Genomic DNA, 16,217 nt, shown 5'->3' with positions numbered 1-16,217 from the left:
GGAATCGGCATGAACTCGGGGCTTCGCGGATCACGGCGCATGTGAGCCGGACCACCCGTCGCCGTTCGGGATCAGCGGCCGACCGCGTACCCCTGCATCCCGCGCGGATTCGCCCCGGCGGACAGCACCCCCGTCTCGGGGTCCCGGGCGACCGCGCACAGCCGCCCCTCGGACCATGCCTCGCCGATCGTCACGTCGTGGCCGCGCCGGCGCAGCTCGGCGACCACCCCGGGGTCCATGCGGGACTCCACGGTGACACTGCCGGGGCGCATGCCGCGCGGATAGAAGGAGCCGGGGAAGCCGTCGTTGTGCCAGTTCGGGGCGTCGATGGCGCCCTGGAGGTCGAGGCCGCCGCGGACCGTCGGGCGCAGGGCGGCCGCCAGGAAGAAGTGGAGCTGCCACTGGTCCTGCTGGTCGCCACCGGGTGTGCCGAACGCCAGCACCGGCACACCGTCGCGCAGCGCGATGGACGGGGTGAGAGTGGTGCGGGGGCGGCGGCCCGGGGTGAGGGAGTTCGGGAGGCTCTCGTCCAGCCAGGTCATCTGGAGCCGGGTGCCGAGCGGGAAGCCCAGCTCGCGGACCACCGGATTGGACTGCAGCCATCCGCCGCTCGGCGTGGCGGCGACCATGTTGCCCCAGCGGTCGACGACGTCGAGGTGACAGGTGTCGCCGCGGGTGGCTCCGTCGGCGGTGAGCTGCGGTTCGCCGGGCACCGGAGACGCCGGGCTCTTGGCGACCGTCGGTTCACCGGCCCCCATGGGGTCGAAACCGGGCTCGTCGGCGGCCACCGCGTACGCGTGCTCGCTCAGGCGCGGGACGCGGCCTCCTGGCAGGCCGGGGCGCAGCTCGTAGGAGGCCTTGTCGCCGACGAGGGCGCGACGCTCGGCGTTGTACGCGTCCGAGAGCAGGTCCTCGAGCGGTACCTCGGCCGCGTCGCCGTACCATGCCTCGCGGTCGGCCATGGCGAGCTTGCAGCCCTCGATCAGCAGGTGGACGTAGTCCGCGGAGCCGTACCGCGGCAGCTCGGGCGGGAGCAGGGCGAGCTGCTGGAGCAGGACCGGGCCCTGGCTCCAGGGGCCCGCCTTGCACACCGTCCAGCCGTTCCAGTCGTAGGTCGCGGGCGTCTCGTAGGACGCGGACCACGAGGCCAGGTCGGCGGCCGTCAGGGTGCCGCTGTGGCGCTCACCGCTGGTGTCCATGGTGGGTCGCCGCGCCTGCCGCACCAACGCCTCGGCGACGAATCCGGACCGCCACACCTCCCGGGCCGCCTCGATCTGCGCCTCCCGGTCCCCCGCCCCGGACGCCTCGGCGAGCAGCCGCTTCCACGTGGCGGCCAGCGCGGGATTGCGCAGCAGCTCGCCGGGGAGGGGCGCCTTCCCCTGCGGCAGGTACACCTCGGCCGACGAGGTCCACTCCGTCTCGAACAGCTCGCGCACGCTCTCGACGGTCTGGCCCACGCGCTCCACGGGCGCATGCCCGTGCTCGGCGTAGCCGATGGCGTACTTCAGGATGTCGGCGAGGGGCTTCGTACCGTGGTCGCGCAGCAGGAGCATCCAGGCGTCGAACGCGCCCGGCACGGCCGCGGCGAGGGGCCCGGTACCGGGTACGAGATCCAGACCGAGTCCCCTGTAGTGGGCGATCGTGGCTCCCGCGGGTGCGACGCCCTGCCCGCACAGTACGCGCACCTCACCACCCGCCGGGGCGAGGAGGATCGGGACCTCTCCCGCGGGTCCGTTCAGGTGCGGCTCCACCACGTGCAGCACGAACGCCCCCGCCACAGCCGCGTCGAACGCGTTGCCGCCGTCCTCCAGCACGGCCATCGCCGACTGCGAGGCCAGCCAGTGGGTGGAGGACACCATGCCGAAGGTGCCTTGAAGCGTGGGTCGGGTCGTGAACAAGGCGGGCTCCTCACTGCCGGGGACCGATCCGGTGATCGTACGCACGCGCTGCCCGGCCCCGACGAGATCTGTCCCTTTCATACCGAAATGCCCGCGTGACAGCCGGTCGTGAGGGTACTGGCTGGTCATGAACCAGATGAATCGCAACAGCGGAGTGAGCGACGCGCGGCACCGCGGCTACGGAGCTCCCGGCCCCGAGCCGTCGCAGACCCCCCGTGTGGAGCCCGGCGGTGTTCCGCCGGGCGAGACACCGCCGTGTGAAAGCGGCATCGAGGAGGCCGTCCCGCAGGAGGAGTACCAGAGGACACGTGGATGGGCCAAGGGACCACTGATCGTGATCATGATCCTGGTGGTGCTGGTGGCCGGGTTCTTCCTGGCTTACGCGATCACGCTGATGCAGTGAGCACCCGCGAAGGGCCCACGAGGGCCTTACGTCCGCCGTGCCGTCCCCAGCCCCGACTCGTAGGCGAGCTGGGCGCGGTCGCGTGCGCCCAGCTTGGTCATCGCCCGGCTGATGTGCGTCTTGGCCGTGAACGGGCTGATGACCATGTGCGCGACGATCTCCTCGTTGGTCAGGCCCCGGGCGGCCAGCGCCGTCACCTCGCGTTCGCGGCGGGTCAGGCACTCGAGGCCGGGAGCGGTGGCCCGGTCCGGCGGACGTGACACGAACTCGCCGATCAAGGTACGGGTGACCGACGGGGACAACAGGGCCTCGCCGCCTGCCACCACGTCGATGGCCTGGAGCAGGTCCGCGGGTTCGGTGTCCTTCAGCAGGAAGCCGCTCGCGCCGGCCCGCAGTGCCTCGAAGACGTACTCGTCCAGGCCGTGGTTGGTGAGGATCACCACGCGGACGGCCGCAAGGGCCGGGTCGGCGGCTATCCGGCGGGGCACCTCGATACCCGTCATCACCGGCATCTGCACGTCGATCAGCGCGATGTCGGGGACCGCGGCGCGCACCAGCGCCAGACCCTGCTCGCCGTCCGCCGCCTCGCCGACCACCTCGATGCCCTCCTCGGCGTCCAGCAGGGCACGGAAACCGGCCCGCATCAGCGCCTGGTCGTCGACGAGTGCCACCCTGATCATCCCGGCTCCCCCCACGGCAGCCGCGCCCGCACCGAGAAGCCGCCCTCCGCGCGCGGCGCGGCGTGCAGGGTGCCACCGAGGGCCGTCACGCGTTCCCGCATGCCGGTGAGGCCGGTACCGGGCACCGCAGGGCGAGCCGGGTCGGCGTTGCCGTCGTCGTCCACCCTCACCGTCAGCTCCTCGTCACCGTAGTCGAGTCCTACGTGTACCTTCGCCGGTCCGCGTGCCGTACCGCGTTGGTGAGTGCCTCCTGGACGATGCGGTACACGGCACGGTCGACCGCCGCGCTCAGCGGCCTTTCGTCCCCGGTCACCGTGAGTTCGGCGGGCAGGCCCGCCGCGCGGGCGCGTTCCACGAGGAGCGCGGGCGTGCCGTACGGTTCGTCGGTGCGCAGCACGTCCAGTCTGGCGCGCAGTTCCCGCATCGCCTCGCCGCTCGCCTCCTGGATGGCGGGCAGCGCGGGCGGCACCTCCTCACCGCGCTTGCGGGCGAGGTGCACCGCGACGTCCGCCTGGAGCTTGACGATCGAGATGCTGTGCGTGAGCGAGTCGTGCAACTCCCTGACTGTCCAGAGGCGTTCCTCACCCGCGCGGCGCAACGCGACCTCCTCCCGGGTGCGTTCCGCCTCCAGGGCGCGCTGTTCGGTCTGGCGTCCCTTACTGGACGACGCCGGCCCGGCACCGGTCTGGGCGGCCGGGACGCCCGTCGGCCCCGCCTACGCGGCACTTCGCTCCGCCGCCTGGGAGTCCTCCCTCGCCTTCAGGCAGTGGGGGACGGCGCCGGCCTCCTCGACGCGGACGAGCGGGTCCTCGTACGGGAGACCCTGCGGGCCTGGGACGGATCGCACCCTTCGCTGGCCTGGCCGGTCTGCCGGACCGCCGTGAGCGGCCCGGGGCGCGCCTCGCGCTGCTGGCCGCCCTCGCGCCGTACCGCATCACGGACGAGGACGTGGCCGCCTGGCGACGGCCCGAACACACCGACCGCTGTCTCGTCCGCATCGTCGCCCACGGCGCCTTCGCTGCCGTCGACCGGATCGAGAGCGCGCTGCGCCTCCCGGCGATGACGACATGAGGGCGAGGACATAAAGGGCACACCACGGCAAGGGCGCACAGGAACTCACGGCCCGTCAACAGCGAGCGCTGTCACCGTGCAGGCACAGAGCGAGTTCACCCTTCCGCCCCACAGTCAGTCATGTGACACTGGCGTCCCGTCCGCAGTGTGGACCCCGCTCCGCACCATCCCCCACGAAAAGTGCGCCCGTGCAGTCTCTTCCTCTGCCGCTCGCCCTGACCGCGCGCCTGCTGCCGGTCGCCGTGCTCGCCTCGGCGGGCTGGGCCCTGTCGTCCGGGCCGCTCGCCGCGGCCCCGGCCTCCGACCAGAAGTCGGCGCAGGGGGGTCAGAGCACGCAAGGCACTCAGAGCACCGGGAGTGCCTCCGCGCCCGCCACGGCGGCCGCGGCCAAGACGTACACGACGTCGCCCACGCCGTGCGGCAGCGTGTCCGTGAAGACGATAGAGACGCTGGTCCCGGGCGCCAAGACGGCCGGGAAGGAGATCCCGTCGACGGACGAGTCCCTCAGACGCACCTGCTCCTGGAACGCGCTCAAGGGTTTCGACTACCGCTGGCTCGACGTGTCCTTCGAGATCACGGACTCGCAGGCGCAGGCGCAGAAGTCCTACACCCAGCGCACCACGGAGAAGAGCGGCGGAGGAGCGGTCCCGGGTCTTGGCGATTCGGCCTATTCCGTGGTGAACCTCACGACCGAGGACAAACAGCAGACCCGCGAGGGAATGGTGCTGGTCCGCGTGTCCAACGCGCTGGTGTCCGTCACGTACAACGGCAGTGACTTCGAGACGAAGAAGGCACCCAGCACCGACGAGATCAACAAGGGTGCCATCAAGGCCGCCAAGGACGCCGTGGCCGCGCTGGAGGACGGCCAGAAGAAGGGCTGACCGTCCTCCGTGCCCGCCGGGGTCAGACCGTGGCCTTCTCCCGGTCCCGCAGCAGCATCAGCACCACGTACAGCACCAACGAGGTGCCCAGGCCGACGGCCCAGCCGTAGTCGGCGAGCGACGACAGGGCCGGGATCGGACGGCCGTCGATCAGCGGGTGGAAGTCCGCGCCGCCGATGGCCAGGACGCCGCCCACGGCGAAGGCGACGACGGCCCGCCAGTTCCAGCCGCCCTCGTACCAGTAGCGGCCACCCGGGCGGTACAGGTCGGCGAGGTCGAGGGAGCCGCGGCGCAGGATCCAGTAGTCGGCGATGAGGATGCCCGCCACCGTGCCGAGCAGACCCCCGACCAGGCCGAGCCAGGTGAAGATGTAGCCCTGCGGGTCGGAGTACAGCTTCCACGGGAAGATCAGCACGCCCAGCACGCAGGTGGCGAGGGCGCCGGTGCGGAAACTGATCCTGCGGGGCGCTATGTTGGAGAAGTCGAACGCGGGCGAGACCAGGTTGGCGGCGATGTTCACCGACAGGGTCGCGACCAGCACGGTCACCAGCGCGTAGAGCAGACCGACCACGTTGTCCGTCTTGGCGGCCAGCTGCACCGGGTCCCAGATCGGCTGGCCGTACACCGCCTGCGAGCCCGAGGTGACCAGCACCGACAGGAACGCGAACAGGGTCATCGTGGTCGGCAGGCCGAGCGCCTGGCCCCACGTCTGGGCCTTCTGGCTCTTGCCGTAGCGCGTGAAGTCCGGGATGTTCAGCGACAGCGTGGACCAGAAGCCGATCATGCCCATGAGGGAGGGCCAGAACAGCTTCCAGAAGGAGCCGCCCCAGCCCAACTTGGAGGGCTGGTCGAAGAGCGGGCCGAGGCCGCCGGCCTTGCTGCTCATCCACCACAGCATCACGAACGCGCCGACGAGCACGAAGGGTGCCGCCCAGTTCTCGAAACGGCGGATGGTCTCCATACCCCGGTAGATGATGGCCACCTGGATCACCCAGAAGATCGCGAACGACAGCCACATCGTCCAGGCGTGGCCACCCACCTGGGACGCGTTCGCCCAGCTGTCGCCGATGAGCTTCCCGGCGAGGAAGTAGATCGCCTCTCCGCCGATCCAGGTCTGGATGCCGAACCAGCCGCACGCCACCAACGCCCGTACCACGGCGGGCAGGTTGGCACCGCGCACACCGAAGGAAGCGCGGGCGAAGACCGGGAAGGGGATGCCGTACTTGGGTCCCGCGTGGCCGGTGAGCAGCATCGGGATCAGCACGATCACATTGGCCAGGGCGATGGTGAACACCGCCTGCTTCCAGTCCATGCCCACGGCGATCAGACCGGAGGCCAGAGTCCACGAGGCCGTGTTGTGGGCCATGCCGACCCACAGCGCGGAGAAGTTGTACGTGGTCCACGTGCGCTTCTCGACGGGGACCGGGAGCAGGTCCCCGTTGGCGTACGGGCCGCTCGGCGGCGGGGAGCCGGGGGCGAACTCCACGCGCCCGTCAGGACTGGCGACTTGGGCGGACATCGGTGTGGCCGGGGGAGCGGTGTCGGTCATGGGCAGGCCAATCATGAGGTGGGACGGGAAAGGCCGTGCGGGCGGCGGCGCCGATGGGGGGGTGCGCCCCGAGGACAGGCGGACGGGGCGCCCTTGGCCCCTTCCCGGGGGAGCGAGAAGGGGACGAGGGAGAGGACGGGTCGGGACGGGTCGGAGGACCGTTGGGTGCACTAGCCGTTGACGGCCGGGATGACCTGCGTCCCGTACGCGTCGATGACGGCCTCCTGAGCGTCGTGCATGTCGTAGACGGCGAACTGGTCGACGCCGAGGTCACGCAGCGCGTTGAGCTTCTCGATGTGCTTCTCGGCCGGGCCGATGACGCAGAACCGGTCGACGATCTCGTCGGGCACGAACTGGGTGTCGGGGTTGCCGCTGCGCCCGTGGTGGGAGTAGTCGTAGCCCTCGCGGGCCTTGATGTAGTCGGTGAGTTCGTCGGGTACGGCGGACGAGTGCTCGCCGTACTTGGCGACGAGGTCGGCGACGTGGTTGCCGACCATGCCACCGAACCAGCGGCACTGCTCACGGGCGTGGGCGAGTGCCCCGGGCGAGTCGTCCTCGGTGACGTACGCGGGGGCGGCGACGCAGATCTTGACGTCGGACGGGTCGCGTCCGGCGGCGACGGCCGCGTCCTTGACGGCCTTGACCATGTACTCGGTCAGATACAGATCGGCGAGCTGGAGGATGAAGCCGTCCGCCTCCTCCCCGGTCATCTTCAGGGCCTTGGGGCCGTACGCGGCCATCCAGACCGGGAGTTGAGCACCGGGCTTGATCCAGGGAAACCTGATCATCGTGCCGCCGAGGTCGGCCTCCTCGCCGCGGGCGAGCGCCCGGATCACCTTCATGGCCTCGCTGATGCGCGCCAGGGTGTTGGGCTTGCGGCCCGCCACGCGCATCGCCGAGTCGCCGCGACCGATGCCGCAGATCGTGCGGTTGCCGAACATGTCGTTGAGCGTGGCGAACGTGGAGGCCGTGACCTCCCAGGTGCGGGTACCCGGGTTCGTCACCATCGGGCCGACCGTCAGCTTCTGGGTGTTCGCCAGGATCTGGCTGTAGATCACGAACGGCTCCTGCCACAGCACGGCCGAGTCGAAGGTCCAGCCGTAGCGGAAGCCGTTGCGCTCGGCCCGCTTCATCAGGCTGATGACACGCGAGGCCGGCGGGTCGGTCTGCAGGACGAGTCCGAAGTCCATGTGCGCCACTCCTAGTTGAGGTACTGACAGGTGGAGCGGGGGCTGTAGACACCGTGTCCGGCACGCCCGGTGAACTCCCGCTCGGTGATGACCGCTTCGCCGCGCGAGAGGACGGTCTCGACCCGGCCGGTTGTGCGCTTGCCCTCGTACGCCGAGTAGTCGACGTTCATGTGGTGCTCCGAAGCGGACATGACCTGTTCGGCGTGCGGGTCGTAGATGACGACGTCGGCGTCCGCGCCCGGCGCGATGGTGCCCTTCTTCGGGTAGAGGCCGAACATCCGGGCCGGGGTGGCACAGGCGATCTCGATCCAGCGGCGGCGCGAGATGTGCCCGTCGACGACGGCCTGGTGGAGCAGATCCATACGGTTCTCGACGCCCGGCAGACCGTTGGGGATCTTCGAGAAGTCGCCCCGGCCCAGCTCCTTCTGACCCACGAAGCAGAAGGGGCAGTGGTCGGTGGAGACCACTTGGAGGTCGTTGGTGCGCAGGCCCTTCCACAGGGCCGCCTGGTGCTCCTTGGGCCGCAACGGTGTCGAGCACACGTACTTGGCACCCTCGAAGTCGGGCTCCGCGAGGTTGTCTGTCGACAGGAACAGGTACTGCGGGCAGGTCTCGCCGAAGACATTGAGCCCCTCGTCGCGTGCCCTGGCCAGCTCGGCGACCGCCTCCTGCGCCGAGACGTGCACGACGTACAGCGGCGCTCCCGCGACCTGGGCGAGCTTGATGGCGCGGTGGGTGGCCTCGGCCTCCAGCAGGGCCTTGCGGACCTCGCCGTGGTAGCGCGGGTCGGTCTCGCCGCGGGCCAGCGCCTGCTCGACCAGCACGTCGATCGCGATGCCGTTCTCGGCGTGCATCATGATCAGGCCGCCGTTCTCGGCGGACCGCTGCATGGCGCGCAGGATCTGGCCGTCGTCGCTGTAGAAGACGCCGGGGTAGGCCATGAACTGCTTGAAGGAGGTCACGCCCTCCTCCACCAGCAGGTCCATCTCCTTGAGCGTCTCCTGGTCGACGTCGGAGACGATCATGTGAAAGCCGTAGTCGATGGCGCAGTTGCCCTCCGCCTTGGCGTGCCAGGCGTCCAGCCCCTCGCGCAGGGTGTGGCCGACGCTCTGCACGGCGAAGTCGATGATCGTCGTCGTGCCGCCCCAGGCGGCGGCCCGGGTGCCGGTCTCGAAGGTGTCGGAGGCGAAGGTGCCGCCGAACGGCAGCTCCATATGGGTGTGGGCGTCGACTCCGCCCGGAATCACGTACTTGCCGGTGGCGTCGATGGTCCACTCGGCCGTGAAGGCCTCGGCGGCCGGGGTGCCGGACGCGGCGAGGGCGGCGATGCGGCCGTCCTCGATCAGGACGTCGGCGTGGATCTCGTCGGACGCGGTGATGACGAGGCCACCGCGGATGACGGTACGAGTCATGCTCCATCTCCTGGCGTTGACGGCGGTCGTGAAAAGTGCGGGTCGTCTGTGGCTTGTCGCGTTCCCCGCGCCCCTGAAGGGGCGCGGGTGCCCGCCCCCGTTACGGAGCTGTCAGGGGCTCGTACGCGCCCGGCGCCCGGTCCCGGTAGAACTGCCAGCGGTCGCGCACCTCCCGCAGCTTCGCCAGGTCCAGGTCGCGGACCACGAGCTCGGACTCCTTGCCGCTCGCCACCTCGCCCACGAACTGCGCCTCGGGGTCCACGAAGTACGAGGTCCCGTAGAAGTCGTTGTCGCCCAGTTCCTCGACGCCCACGCGGTTGATCGCGCCCACGAAGTACTCGTTGGCGACGGCCGCTGCCGGCTGCTCCAGCTGCCACAGATAGGCGGACAGACCGCGCGAGGTGGCCGACGGGTTGAACACGATCTCCGCGCCCGCGAGGCCGAGGGCCCGCCAGCCCTCCGGGAAGTGGCGGTCGTAGCAGATGTAGACGCCGATCTTCCCGGCCTTGGTGTCGAAGACGGGCCAGCCGGAGTTGCCGGGGCGGAAGTAGAACTTCTCCCAGAAACCCTTCACCTGCGGGATGTGGGTCTTGCGGTACTTGCCGAGGTAGGAGCCGTCCGCGTCGATCACGGCCGCAGTGTTGTAGAGCACACCCGGCTGCTCCTCCTCGTACATGGGCAGAACCAGCACGATGCCCAACTCCTTCGCCAGCGCCTGGAAGCGCTTGACGATCGGGCCGTCCGGAATCTCCTCGGCGTACTCGTAGAACGCCGGGTCCTGGACCTGGCAGAAGTACGGCCCGTAGAACAGCTCCTGGAAGCACAGGACCTGAGCGCCCTGCGCGGCCGCGTCGCGGACCGCCTGCTCGTGGACCTGGATCATCGATTCCTTGTCGCCCGTCCATGCGGTCTGGAAGACGGCGGCTCGGATCACTCTGCTCATCGGGACCTCCGGTCGCTCGGTGTGCGGTCAGAGCCTGGCTTCGATCCAGCGCCGGACCAGCCCGTAGCGTCCGGTGCGTGCGATCGCAAGGCGACGGAGCGCCCTCGTGGCGGAGCCACGCGGGCGGTTCGGTAACGCGGCGTGGGGGCACCTCCCAGCGGTAGCTGGGGGAGTGCGTGCCAGGCGTCACGGGCCCGGCGGGGGGTCGAAGCCAGGCTCTGAGCCTAGGAAGTCCGGCAAGCCGGTTTGAGTTGCACCGTGTCACGTCTGCGGACGCCTGGCGTTCCACGGTGTCACCCCGGCCCGTACGCACCGGTTTCCCGCACTTTTCCACGGCGTTTCACCCCTGTTGGGCGTCGTGCGCGAGCAGCGCGATGTGCACGGAGGCGGCCTGTTCGAAGTCGTCGAGATCGACCCCGAGGCGGGCCTGAATGGCCTCCAGCCTGCGGTAGAGCGCGGGTCGGCTGACGTGGTGGAGCTGCGCGGTGCGGGACTTGTTGCGGCCGGTGGCGAGATAGGTCCGCAGCACGGGCAGCAGCTCGTGCTCGGCGTCGCGCCCGCACAGCAGCCCGTCCAGTTCCCGCTCGGCGAAGGACTGGACGTGCGGGTCGTCGCGCAACAGCCGGATCAGGCCCCGCAGATGGACGTCCTTGAGCCGGACGACGGGTGGCAGGTCCAGCGCGGCGGAGTGGTCGGCGACGGCGTCGGCCACGTGCTGGGCCTCGCGCAGCCCGGCGGGCACGTCCTCCCAGGCGGTGCGCGGGTCGGCCGCCGTGACGACCGTGCCGCCCGCCTGGGACTCCGTCCGCAGCCGGGCGGCGAAGTGCGCGGTCAGCGACTCGGCGTCCTGGTCGCGGGCGAGGCTCAGCAGTACGGCCGTGGCCCCGTCGGCCAGTTCCGCGGCGAGTCCGGAAAGCCCCAGCAGGCGCAGGACGCGGTCGAGGTGGGCCGGTTCGCCGTCGCTCACGACGAGGGGGACGAAGGTACGGCGGTTGACGGGCAGCCCGGCCGCACGCGCCCTCGGCAGGAGCTGGCGCGCCGGTACGACCCCGGAGACGAGGTCGGTCAGCAGGCTCTGCGCGGACTGTTCCTCCCAGCTGTGCACCGAGCCGCCGAGCATGCGGTGCAGGACGAGGGCCTCGGCCGCGCGCTCGGCGAGGAGGCGTCCGATGGGGCTGTCGCCGCGGTAGCCGCACAGCACGATCCGGCCCCAGCGCTCGCCGCGCCCGCCCAGTTCGGCGCGGACCCAGCCGTCGCCCTCGCTGCCGCCCGCCTGCCGTGCGATGCGCTCCCAGTCGCGCAGTACGTCGTCGACCGCGGACCGCTCCCCCGCCGTGGCGAGCACGCGGTGGGCGAGGTTGGTGAGGATCACGGGACAGCCGGCGTGCACGGCGACCTCGTCGAGCAGCCGCTGGAGCGGGGCGCACGCGGTGATGAGTCCGGTCAGGGCCGTCCGTACGGACTCCGACAGGCTCACGGCCGCGAACTTCCGTCTGACGAGCCGGGACTGGACCTCCTCGGTCAGCTCGGCGAAGGGGAAGGGCCGGTGGAGGACCACCATCGGCAGGCCGCAGCGCTCGGCGGCCCGGCGCATCACGTCCGGGGGCGCGGGGAAGGCGCGGCCGAGTCCGAGGACGACGGCCGCCGCCTCCGCGCGGTGCAGGGACCGGATGTACTCGGCCTGCCTGTCCTCGTCGCCGGCGAGCAGCACCCCGGTGGTGAGCACCATCTCTCCGCCGCTGAGCATCACGCCGACGTCGGGTGCCTCGGCGACGTGCACCCAGCGCACCGGCCGGTCGAGGTGCCCGGCGCCGGCCACCACCTCGGGCTCTCCGGCGAGCACCCGGTCCAGCGTGAGGACCTGGCGTACCGACAGGGCGGGTTCCAAGGCGGTGGTCATGGCTGTCTTCCCTTGTTCCGGTGCTACTGAAGACACCTCGTGACGGCGCTGTCGAGGGGGTGGACCATCAGTGGACGCTCCCGAGGGCGCGCGCGAGGATCGCGGCGCCCTCCTCGGCCTCCGCGACAGTGAGCGTGAGCGGCGGGGCGATGCGCAGCACGCTGGTGTTGTGCCCGCCGCCCTTGCCGATCAGAAGACCCTCCTCGCGGGCGGCCTCGAGCACGGCCGCCGCCGCGTCCGGATCGGCCTCGTCGGTGCCGGGCCGCACCAGCTCGACGCCGATCATGAGGCCGCGCCCGCGCACCTCTCGTACGACCGGAAGCTGGGCGCCGATGGCCCGCAACCGCTCGATGAGCAGCCCGCCGACGCGCCGGGCGTTGCCCTGGAGGTCGTGCTCCAGCAGATACGAGAGGTTGGCGAGGCCCGCCGCCATGGTGATCTGGGTGCCGCCGAACGTCGAGATGGAGTTGGCGTCCAGGCAGTTCATGATGTCGGCGCGGGCCACGACCCCGCCGATGGACATGCCGTTGCCGATGCCCTTGGCGAAGGTGAGGATGTCCGGCGGTCCGCTCCGGCCGTGCGCCTGCCAGCCCCAGAAGTGGTCGCCGGTGCGGCCCCAGCCGGTCTGCACCTCGTCGGCGATCCACAGGATGCCGTGCTCCTGGAGCACCTCGCGGAAGGCCGCGTACAGCCCGTCGGGCGGCGAGGTGAAGCCGCCGACGCCCTGGACGGGCTCGGCGATGAGCGCCGCGGGCGGTCGCGTGTGCCCGAGCAGGTCCTTCAGATCCTCGACGCAGGCCGCGACGAAGTCGGCGTCACCGAGGTGGGCGAAGGGGCCGCGGGTGCGGACGCCTCCGTGGACGTACAGGGTCTGCAGCGGTGACAGCGAGGTGGGGGACCAACCGCGGTTGCCGGTGATGCCGATCGCGCTGAACGAGCGGCCGTGGTAGCTGTTGCGCATCGCCAGGATCTGGTTGCTGCGCCGGTAGGTGGTCGCCAGCAGCAGGGCGGTGTCGTTGGCCTCGGTACCGGACGTGGTGAAGAAGACGCGGGCGTCGGGGATGCCGCTCAACTTGGCGATGCGCTCGGCGAGTTCGACCATCGGCCGGTTGAGGTAGAGGGTCGAGGAGTGCAGGATCCGCCCGGCCTGCTCGGTCACCGCCTTGGTGACCTCGGGCAGGGCGTGCGCGGTCATCGTGGTGAGGATCCCGCCGAAGAAGTCCAGGTACTTCTTCCCCTGGGCGTCCCAGACGTGGCGGCCCTCGCCATGTGTGATCTCCAGCGGGTCCTTGTAGTAGAGGGCCAGCCAGTCGGGCAGGACGGCCCTGTGGCGGGCGTGCAGGTCACTCACGGCTTCACCAGTCCTTCGTACGCGTCGGGGCGGCGGTCGCGGTAGAACGCCCACTGCTGCCGCACTTCTTCGATGAGGTCGAAGTCGAGGTCCCGGACGACGAGTTCCTCCTCCTTGTCGCTCGCGACCTCCCCCACGAACTGCCCGCGCGGGTCGACGAAGTAGCTCGTGCCGTAGAAGTCGTTGTCGCCGTACTCCTCCCGGCCCACGCGGTTGATCGCCGCGATGAAGTACTCGTTCGCGACGGCGGCGGCGGGCTGTTCGAGCTGCCAGAGGTAGGCGGACAGACCACGCGAGGTGGCGGACGGGTTGTAGACCAGCTGAGCGCCGTTCAGGCCCAGTTGCCGCCAGCCCTCCGGGAAGTGGCGGTCGTAGCAGATGTACACGCCGACCTTGCCGACCGCGGTGTCGAAGACAGGCCAGCCGAGGTTGCCCGGTTTGAAGTAGTACTTCTCCCAGAAGCCCTTGACCTGGGGGATGTGGTGCTTGCGGTACTTGCCGAGGTAGCTGCCGTCGGCGTCGATCACGGCGGCGGTGTTGTAGTAGAAGCCGGACTGCTCGATCTCGAAGACGGGCACGACGATCACCATGCCGGTCTCGCGCGCCAGTTCCCCCATTCGGGTGACCGTGGGGCCGTTGGGCACGGGCTCGGCCCAGCGGTAGTGGTCGGGCTCCTGGACCTGGCAGAAGTAGGGGGCGTTGAAGACTTCCTGGAAGCCGATGACCTGCGCGCCCCGGCGGGCCGCCTCGCGGGCGTGCTCCACGTGTTTGGCGATCATGGATTCGGTGTCACCGGTCCAGGTCGCCTGGACCAGTGCGGCGCGTACGACGTGGGCCATGGTGCCGCTCCTTTGCCTGTTGTCCCCCGCGGGGACGTCAGAGAGCCTCTACGCCCGTAGATACAGGCTATAGAGGGTCGAACGTAAGCCTCCGGGAGAGCCTTGCCAAGACCATCGTCGTTAACCCGCTGAGTCGATCACGTTTCACACCCCTGCGGGTGAGTGATCCGATTGTCGGCGGGCAGGTCAGGCGGCGAATCCGGCGACCCGGAGGGCGTGGACGAGATCCCACTGCCGCTGGTCGGAGACGCCTCGGGCCGCCTCGATGAGCAGCGGAACGAGCCGCTGTGGATCCGCCGCGGCACTGCGGGCCGCCTCTTCCGGCGTACGGATGCGTACGTACGCGTCGAGGAGGGCGCGGACCTCGCGGTGTCGGCCGTCGGCACTCAGCCCGAGCACGGCCTCGCCGATCTCGTCCGCGGGGCGTACCACGCCCTGGCGCAGCATCTGCTCGCCGTCCGCCGTCCGGCCCGCGGCGATGAGGGCGTCCGCGGCGGAGACCAGGCCCGCGGCGGGCAGCGAGGCGGCCTCCCACAGGAGGGTGGCCCAGTCGGCGTCGAGGCCCATGCCGTGCAGTTCGGCGGCGAGCAGCGGATAGCGGACGGCGGGCCAGTGGGCGGCCTCGACGAGCAGAACGTGCGCCTCGCCGCTGCGGCCCTCGGCACGCAGCCGGGTGAGCGTCGCGACGGTCTCCGCGATGATCCGCCGGTCCGTCTCGTCCAGGGCCTCCCTCCGCGAGCGGTGCGCGACCGGGGGCTCGTCACCCGCGGCTCCGGCGAAGCGGGCGCCACGCGGGCCGCGACGGCTCGGGGCGGGCGCGGGGGCGGCGGGCACGGCGCCCCCGGGCGCCTCCTGGACGTCCATCGCGCCGGCGAAACGGGCGCTGCCTCGGGGGCGGCGCTTGGAGCGCTGCTTGGCGGGGGTTTCGGGGGCCTGGGCAGGGGGTTCGGAACCCTGGCGGAAGTCCTCGGCGGCGGAGACGTCCGCGGTGGCACGTTCGGCCGACGGCTGGGGGGTGGCGTACGAGATCTCGGTGCGACCGCCGGGCCCCTGCCCACCGGGGCCGGGGCGGCCGTCGCCATGCGAGCGGCCCGGCCATCCGGAACCGTCGCCGGCGAGGGCACCGGCGTGCGGGCCCTCGGGCATCGGGAAACCGTCGGCGGACGCGGCTGTGGCCCCCGCGTCGCCGGACCACGCCTGCCCACCGCCGTCGTCGGTCCCGGCCGTCTCGGGACCCAGCGGCCATCCGGCACCACCGCCCGGCGCCCCCGCCGCATCCGCGCCGTCCGGCCACCCGGCCCGCCGCGCCCGGACCGCGTCCGCACGCCGAGCGCCCGGCCACACCGCACCGCCACCGTCCGGCCCGGCCGCATCGCGGTCCCGCGGCCACCCGGCGCCACCGTCCGAAGGCCCCCGCGCGTTCCGCTCGGCGGGTGCGTCGACCCGGCCGTCCGGTCCACCGCTCCGGCGGGCGGCCGCGTCACCCGCCTCCTGCGGCCGGAGATCCCCGCTGGGGGCCGCCCCGAAATCCGCCGCGCCCTGCGCGTGGGTGCGCAGGGCGCGGCGGTCGAGGTCCTCCATCCGGCGGCGGAGTTCCGCGCAGCGGGCCCTGGCGCGATCGTGGTCGTCCTGGACCCAGGCAAGGTCGAGACGGAGCGAATCGGCGGCGTCCTGGGTGACGGCCGACTCGAGCCGGCGGTGGAGGTCCGCCTGGCGCTCGGCCGCGTAGCGCTGTTCGCGGAGCATCACGTCGAGCCGGTCGCCGAGGGCGTCCCGGCCACCGGGCCGGGCGTCGTACGCGGCGAGCGAGGCACCGTGCAGCGCCCGCGCCCGCTCGGCCTCACGCGCAGCCGCCGCGGGCCCGTATGCCGCGGCGAGGTCGTGCAACAGTGCCTCGACGACGTCCCAGGGCGGCACCTCCCGGCCGTCGAGGCAGGCCCTCATACCCTCGGGATCGCGCTGCCAGAACACTCCGCACCAGCCGTCGCCTTGGTCGAGCCGCGCCAGCAGCCCGTTCAGGTAGCTCGAAAACTCCCGCACCCGACCCGGGAGTTGATCCACTGCCATCGCCCAGCTCCCGCCCGAGTGGAGTACTCCGGT

General features: G+C 71.3%; 12 protein-coding genes and 2 pseudogenes. 3 read left to right on the top strand and 11 right to left on the bottom strand.

Features of this window, described 5'->3' with window-relative positions:
- Positions 1-71: 71 nt before the first annotated feature.
- On the bottom strand, positions 72-1,898 hold the full coding sequence (locus ACZ3TS_RS05335) for a gamma-glutamyltransferase family protein (protein WP_467613787.1): 1,827 nt from the start codon (positions 1,896-1,898) through the stop codon (positions 72-74).
- A gap of 127 nt (positions 1,899-2,025) precedes the next feature.
- On the opposite strand from ACZ3TS_RS05335, the gene ACZ3TS_RS05330 reads away from it, so the two are divergent.
- On the top strand, positions 2,026-2,301 hold the full coding sequence (locus tag ACZ3TS_RS05330; RefSeq protein WP_467613785.1) for a DUF6480 family protein: 276 nt from the start codon (positions 2,026-2,028) through the stop codon (positions 2,299-2,301).
- Between the two features lie 26 nt (positions 2,302-2,327).
- Here ACZ3TS_RS05330 and ACZ3TS_RS05325 read toward each other — a convergent pair whose 3' ends face one another.
- Positions 2,328-2,981 (bottom strand): response regulator, encoded by a 654-nt coding sequence (locus ACZ3TS_RS05325; protein WP_467613783.1) that lies wholly within the window; start codon positions 2,979-2,981, stop codon positions 2,328-2,330.
- Positions 2,978-3,633 (bottom strand): annotated as a pseudogene (locus ACZ3TS_RS05320) (sensor histidine kinase); the annotation flags it as partial. The gene ACZ3TS_RS05325 and the pseudogene ACZ3TS_RS05320, both read right to left, overlap by 4 nt.
- On the opposite strand from ACZ3TS_RS05320, the pseudogene ACZ3TS_RS05315 reads away from it, so the two are divergent.
- A pseudogene (locus tag ACZ3TS_RS05315) lies at positions 3,554-4,052 on the top strand (carboxymuconolactone decarboxylase family protein); the annotation flags it as partial. The pseudogenes ACZ3TS_RS05320 and ACZ3TS_RS05315 sit on opposite strands and share 80 nt — an antisense overlap.
- 188 nt (positions 4,053-4,240) lie before the next feature.
- Entirely contained in the window at positions 4,241-4,933 is a 693-nt protein-coding gene (locus tag ACZ3TS_RS05310) for a hypothetical protein (RefSeq protein WP_467613781.1), read from the top strand.
- Positions 4,934-4,955: 22 nt separating this feature from the next.
- Here the strand turns inward: ACZ3TS_RS05310 and ACZ3TS_RS05305 are convergent, their stop codons facing one another.
- From ACZ3TS_RS05305 to ACZ3TS_RS05270, 8 genes are all read right to left on the bottom strand, one after another.
- Positions 4,956-6,482 carry an NCS1 family nucleobase:cation symporter-1 gene (locus ACZ3TS_RS05305; RefSeq protein WP_467613779.1) on the bottom strand — a complete coding sequence of 509 codons (1,527 nt, stop codon included), beginning with the start codon at positions 6,480-6,482 and terminating at the stop codon, positions 4,956-4,958.
- 170 nt (positions 6,483-6,652) lie between these two features.
- Positions 6,653-7,672, bottom strand: coding sequence for a TIGR03842 family LLM class F420-dependent oxidoreductase (locus tag ACZ3TS_RS05300; protein WP_467613777.1), 1,020 nt, complete (start codon positions 7,670-7,672; stop codon positions 6,653-6,655).
- Between the two features lie 11 nt (positions 7,673-7,683).
- Positions 7,684-9,084: a dihydropyrimidinase gene (hydA, locus tag ACZ3TS_RS05295; protein WP_467613775.1), complete on the bottom strand. Its 1,401-nt coding sequence runs from the start codon at positions 9,082-9,084 to the stop codon at positions 7,684-7,686.
- A 100-nt stretch (positions 9,085-9,184) separates the two neighbouring features.
- Positions 9,185-10,027 carry a nitrilase-related carbon-nitrogen hydrolase gene (locus tag ACZ3TS_RS05290; protein WP_467613773.1) on the bottom strand — a complete coding sequence of 281 codons (843 nt, stop codon included), beginning with the start codon at positions 10,025-10,027 and terminating at the stop codon, positions 9,185-9,187.
- 340 nt (positions 10,028-10,367) lie between these two features.
- Positions 10,368-11,927, bottom strand: coding sequence for a PucR family transcriptional regulator (locus ACZ3TS_RS05285; RefSeq protein ID WP_467613772.1), 1,560 nt, complete (start codon positions 11,925-11,927; stop codon positions 10,368-10,370).
- 67 nt (positions 11,928-11,994) lie between these two features.
- Positions 11,995-13,278 (bottom strand): aspartate aminotransferase family protein, encoded by a 1,284-nt coding sequence (locus ACZ3TS_RS05280; RefSeq protein WP_467613770.1) that lies wholly within the window; start codon positions 13,276-13,278, stop codon positions 11,995-11,997.
- Positions 13,275-14,117 (bottom strand): nitrilase-related carbon-nitrogen hydrolase, encoded by an 843-nt coding sequence (locus ACZ3TS_RS05275; protein ID WP_467613769.1) that lies wholly within the window; start codon positions 14,115-14,117, stop codon positions 13,275-13,277. Before ACZ3TS_RS05275 ends, ACZ3TS_RS05280 begins: the two co-directional genes overlap by 4 nt.
- 186 nt (positions 14,118-14,303) lie before the next feature.
- Positions 14,304-16,184: a hypothetical protein gene (locus tag ACZ3TS_RS05270; RefSeq protein WP_467613767.1), complete on the bottom strand. Its 1,881-nt coding sequence runs from the start codon at positions 16,182-16,184 to the stop codon at positions 14,304-14,306.
- Positions 16,185-16,217: the final 33 nt, after the last annotated feature.

Source organism: Streptomyces sp. NPDC022910 (genome assembly GCF_055561075.1).
This window is presented reverse-complemented; position numbering and strand designations above follow the sequence as displayed.

Coding starts and splice junctions, on each gene's coding strand:
- ACZ3TS_RS05330 (WP_467613785.1), top strand. CDS start 2,026: ATGAACCAGATGAATCGCAACAGCGGAGTGAGCGACGCGCGGCACCGC.
- ACZ3TS_RS05325 (WP_467613783.1), bottom strand. CDS start 2,981: ATGATCAGGGTGGCACTCGTCGACGACCAGGCGCTGATGCGGGCCGGT.
- ACZ3TS_RS05305 (WP_467613779.1), bottom strand. CDS start 6,482: ATGACCGACACCGCTCCCCCGGCCACACCGATGTCCGCCCAAGTCGCC.
- ACZ3TS_RS05300 (WP_467613777.1), bottom strand. CDS start 7,672: ATGGACTTCGGACTCGTCCTGCAGACCGACCCGCCGGCCTCGCGTGTC.
- hydA (WP_467613775.1), bottom strand. CDS start 9,084: ATGACTCGTACCGTCATCCGCGGTGGCCTCGTCATCACCGCGTCCGAC.
- ACZ3TS_RS05290 (WP_467613773.1), bottom strand. CDS start 10,027: ATGAGCAGAGTGATCCGAGCCGCCGTCTTCCAGACCGCATGGACGGGC.
- ACZ3TS_RS05285 (WP_467613772.1), bottom strand. CDS start 11,927: ATGACCACCGCCTTGGAACCCGCCCTGTCGGTACGCCAGGTCCTCACG.
- ACZ3TS_RS05275 (WP_467613769.1), bottom strand. CDS start 14,117: ATGGCCCACGTCGTACGCGCCGCACTGGTCCAGGCGACCTGGACCGGT.
- ACZ3TS_RS05270 (WP_467613767.1), bottom strand. CDS start 16,184: ATGGCAGTGGATCAACTCCCGGGTCGGGTGCGGGAGTTTTCGAGCTAC.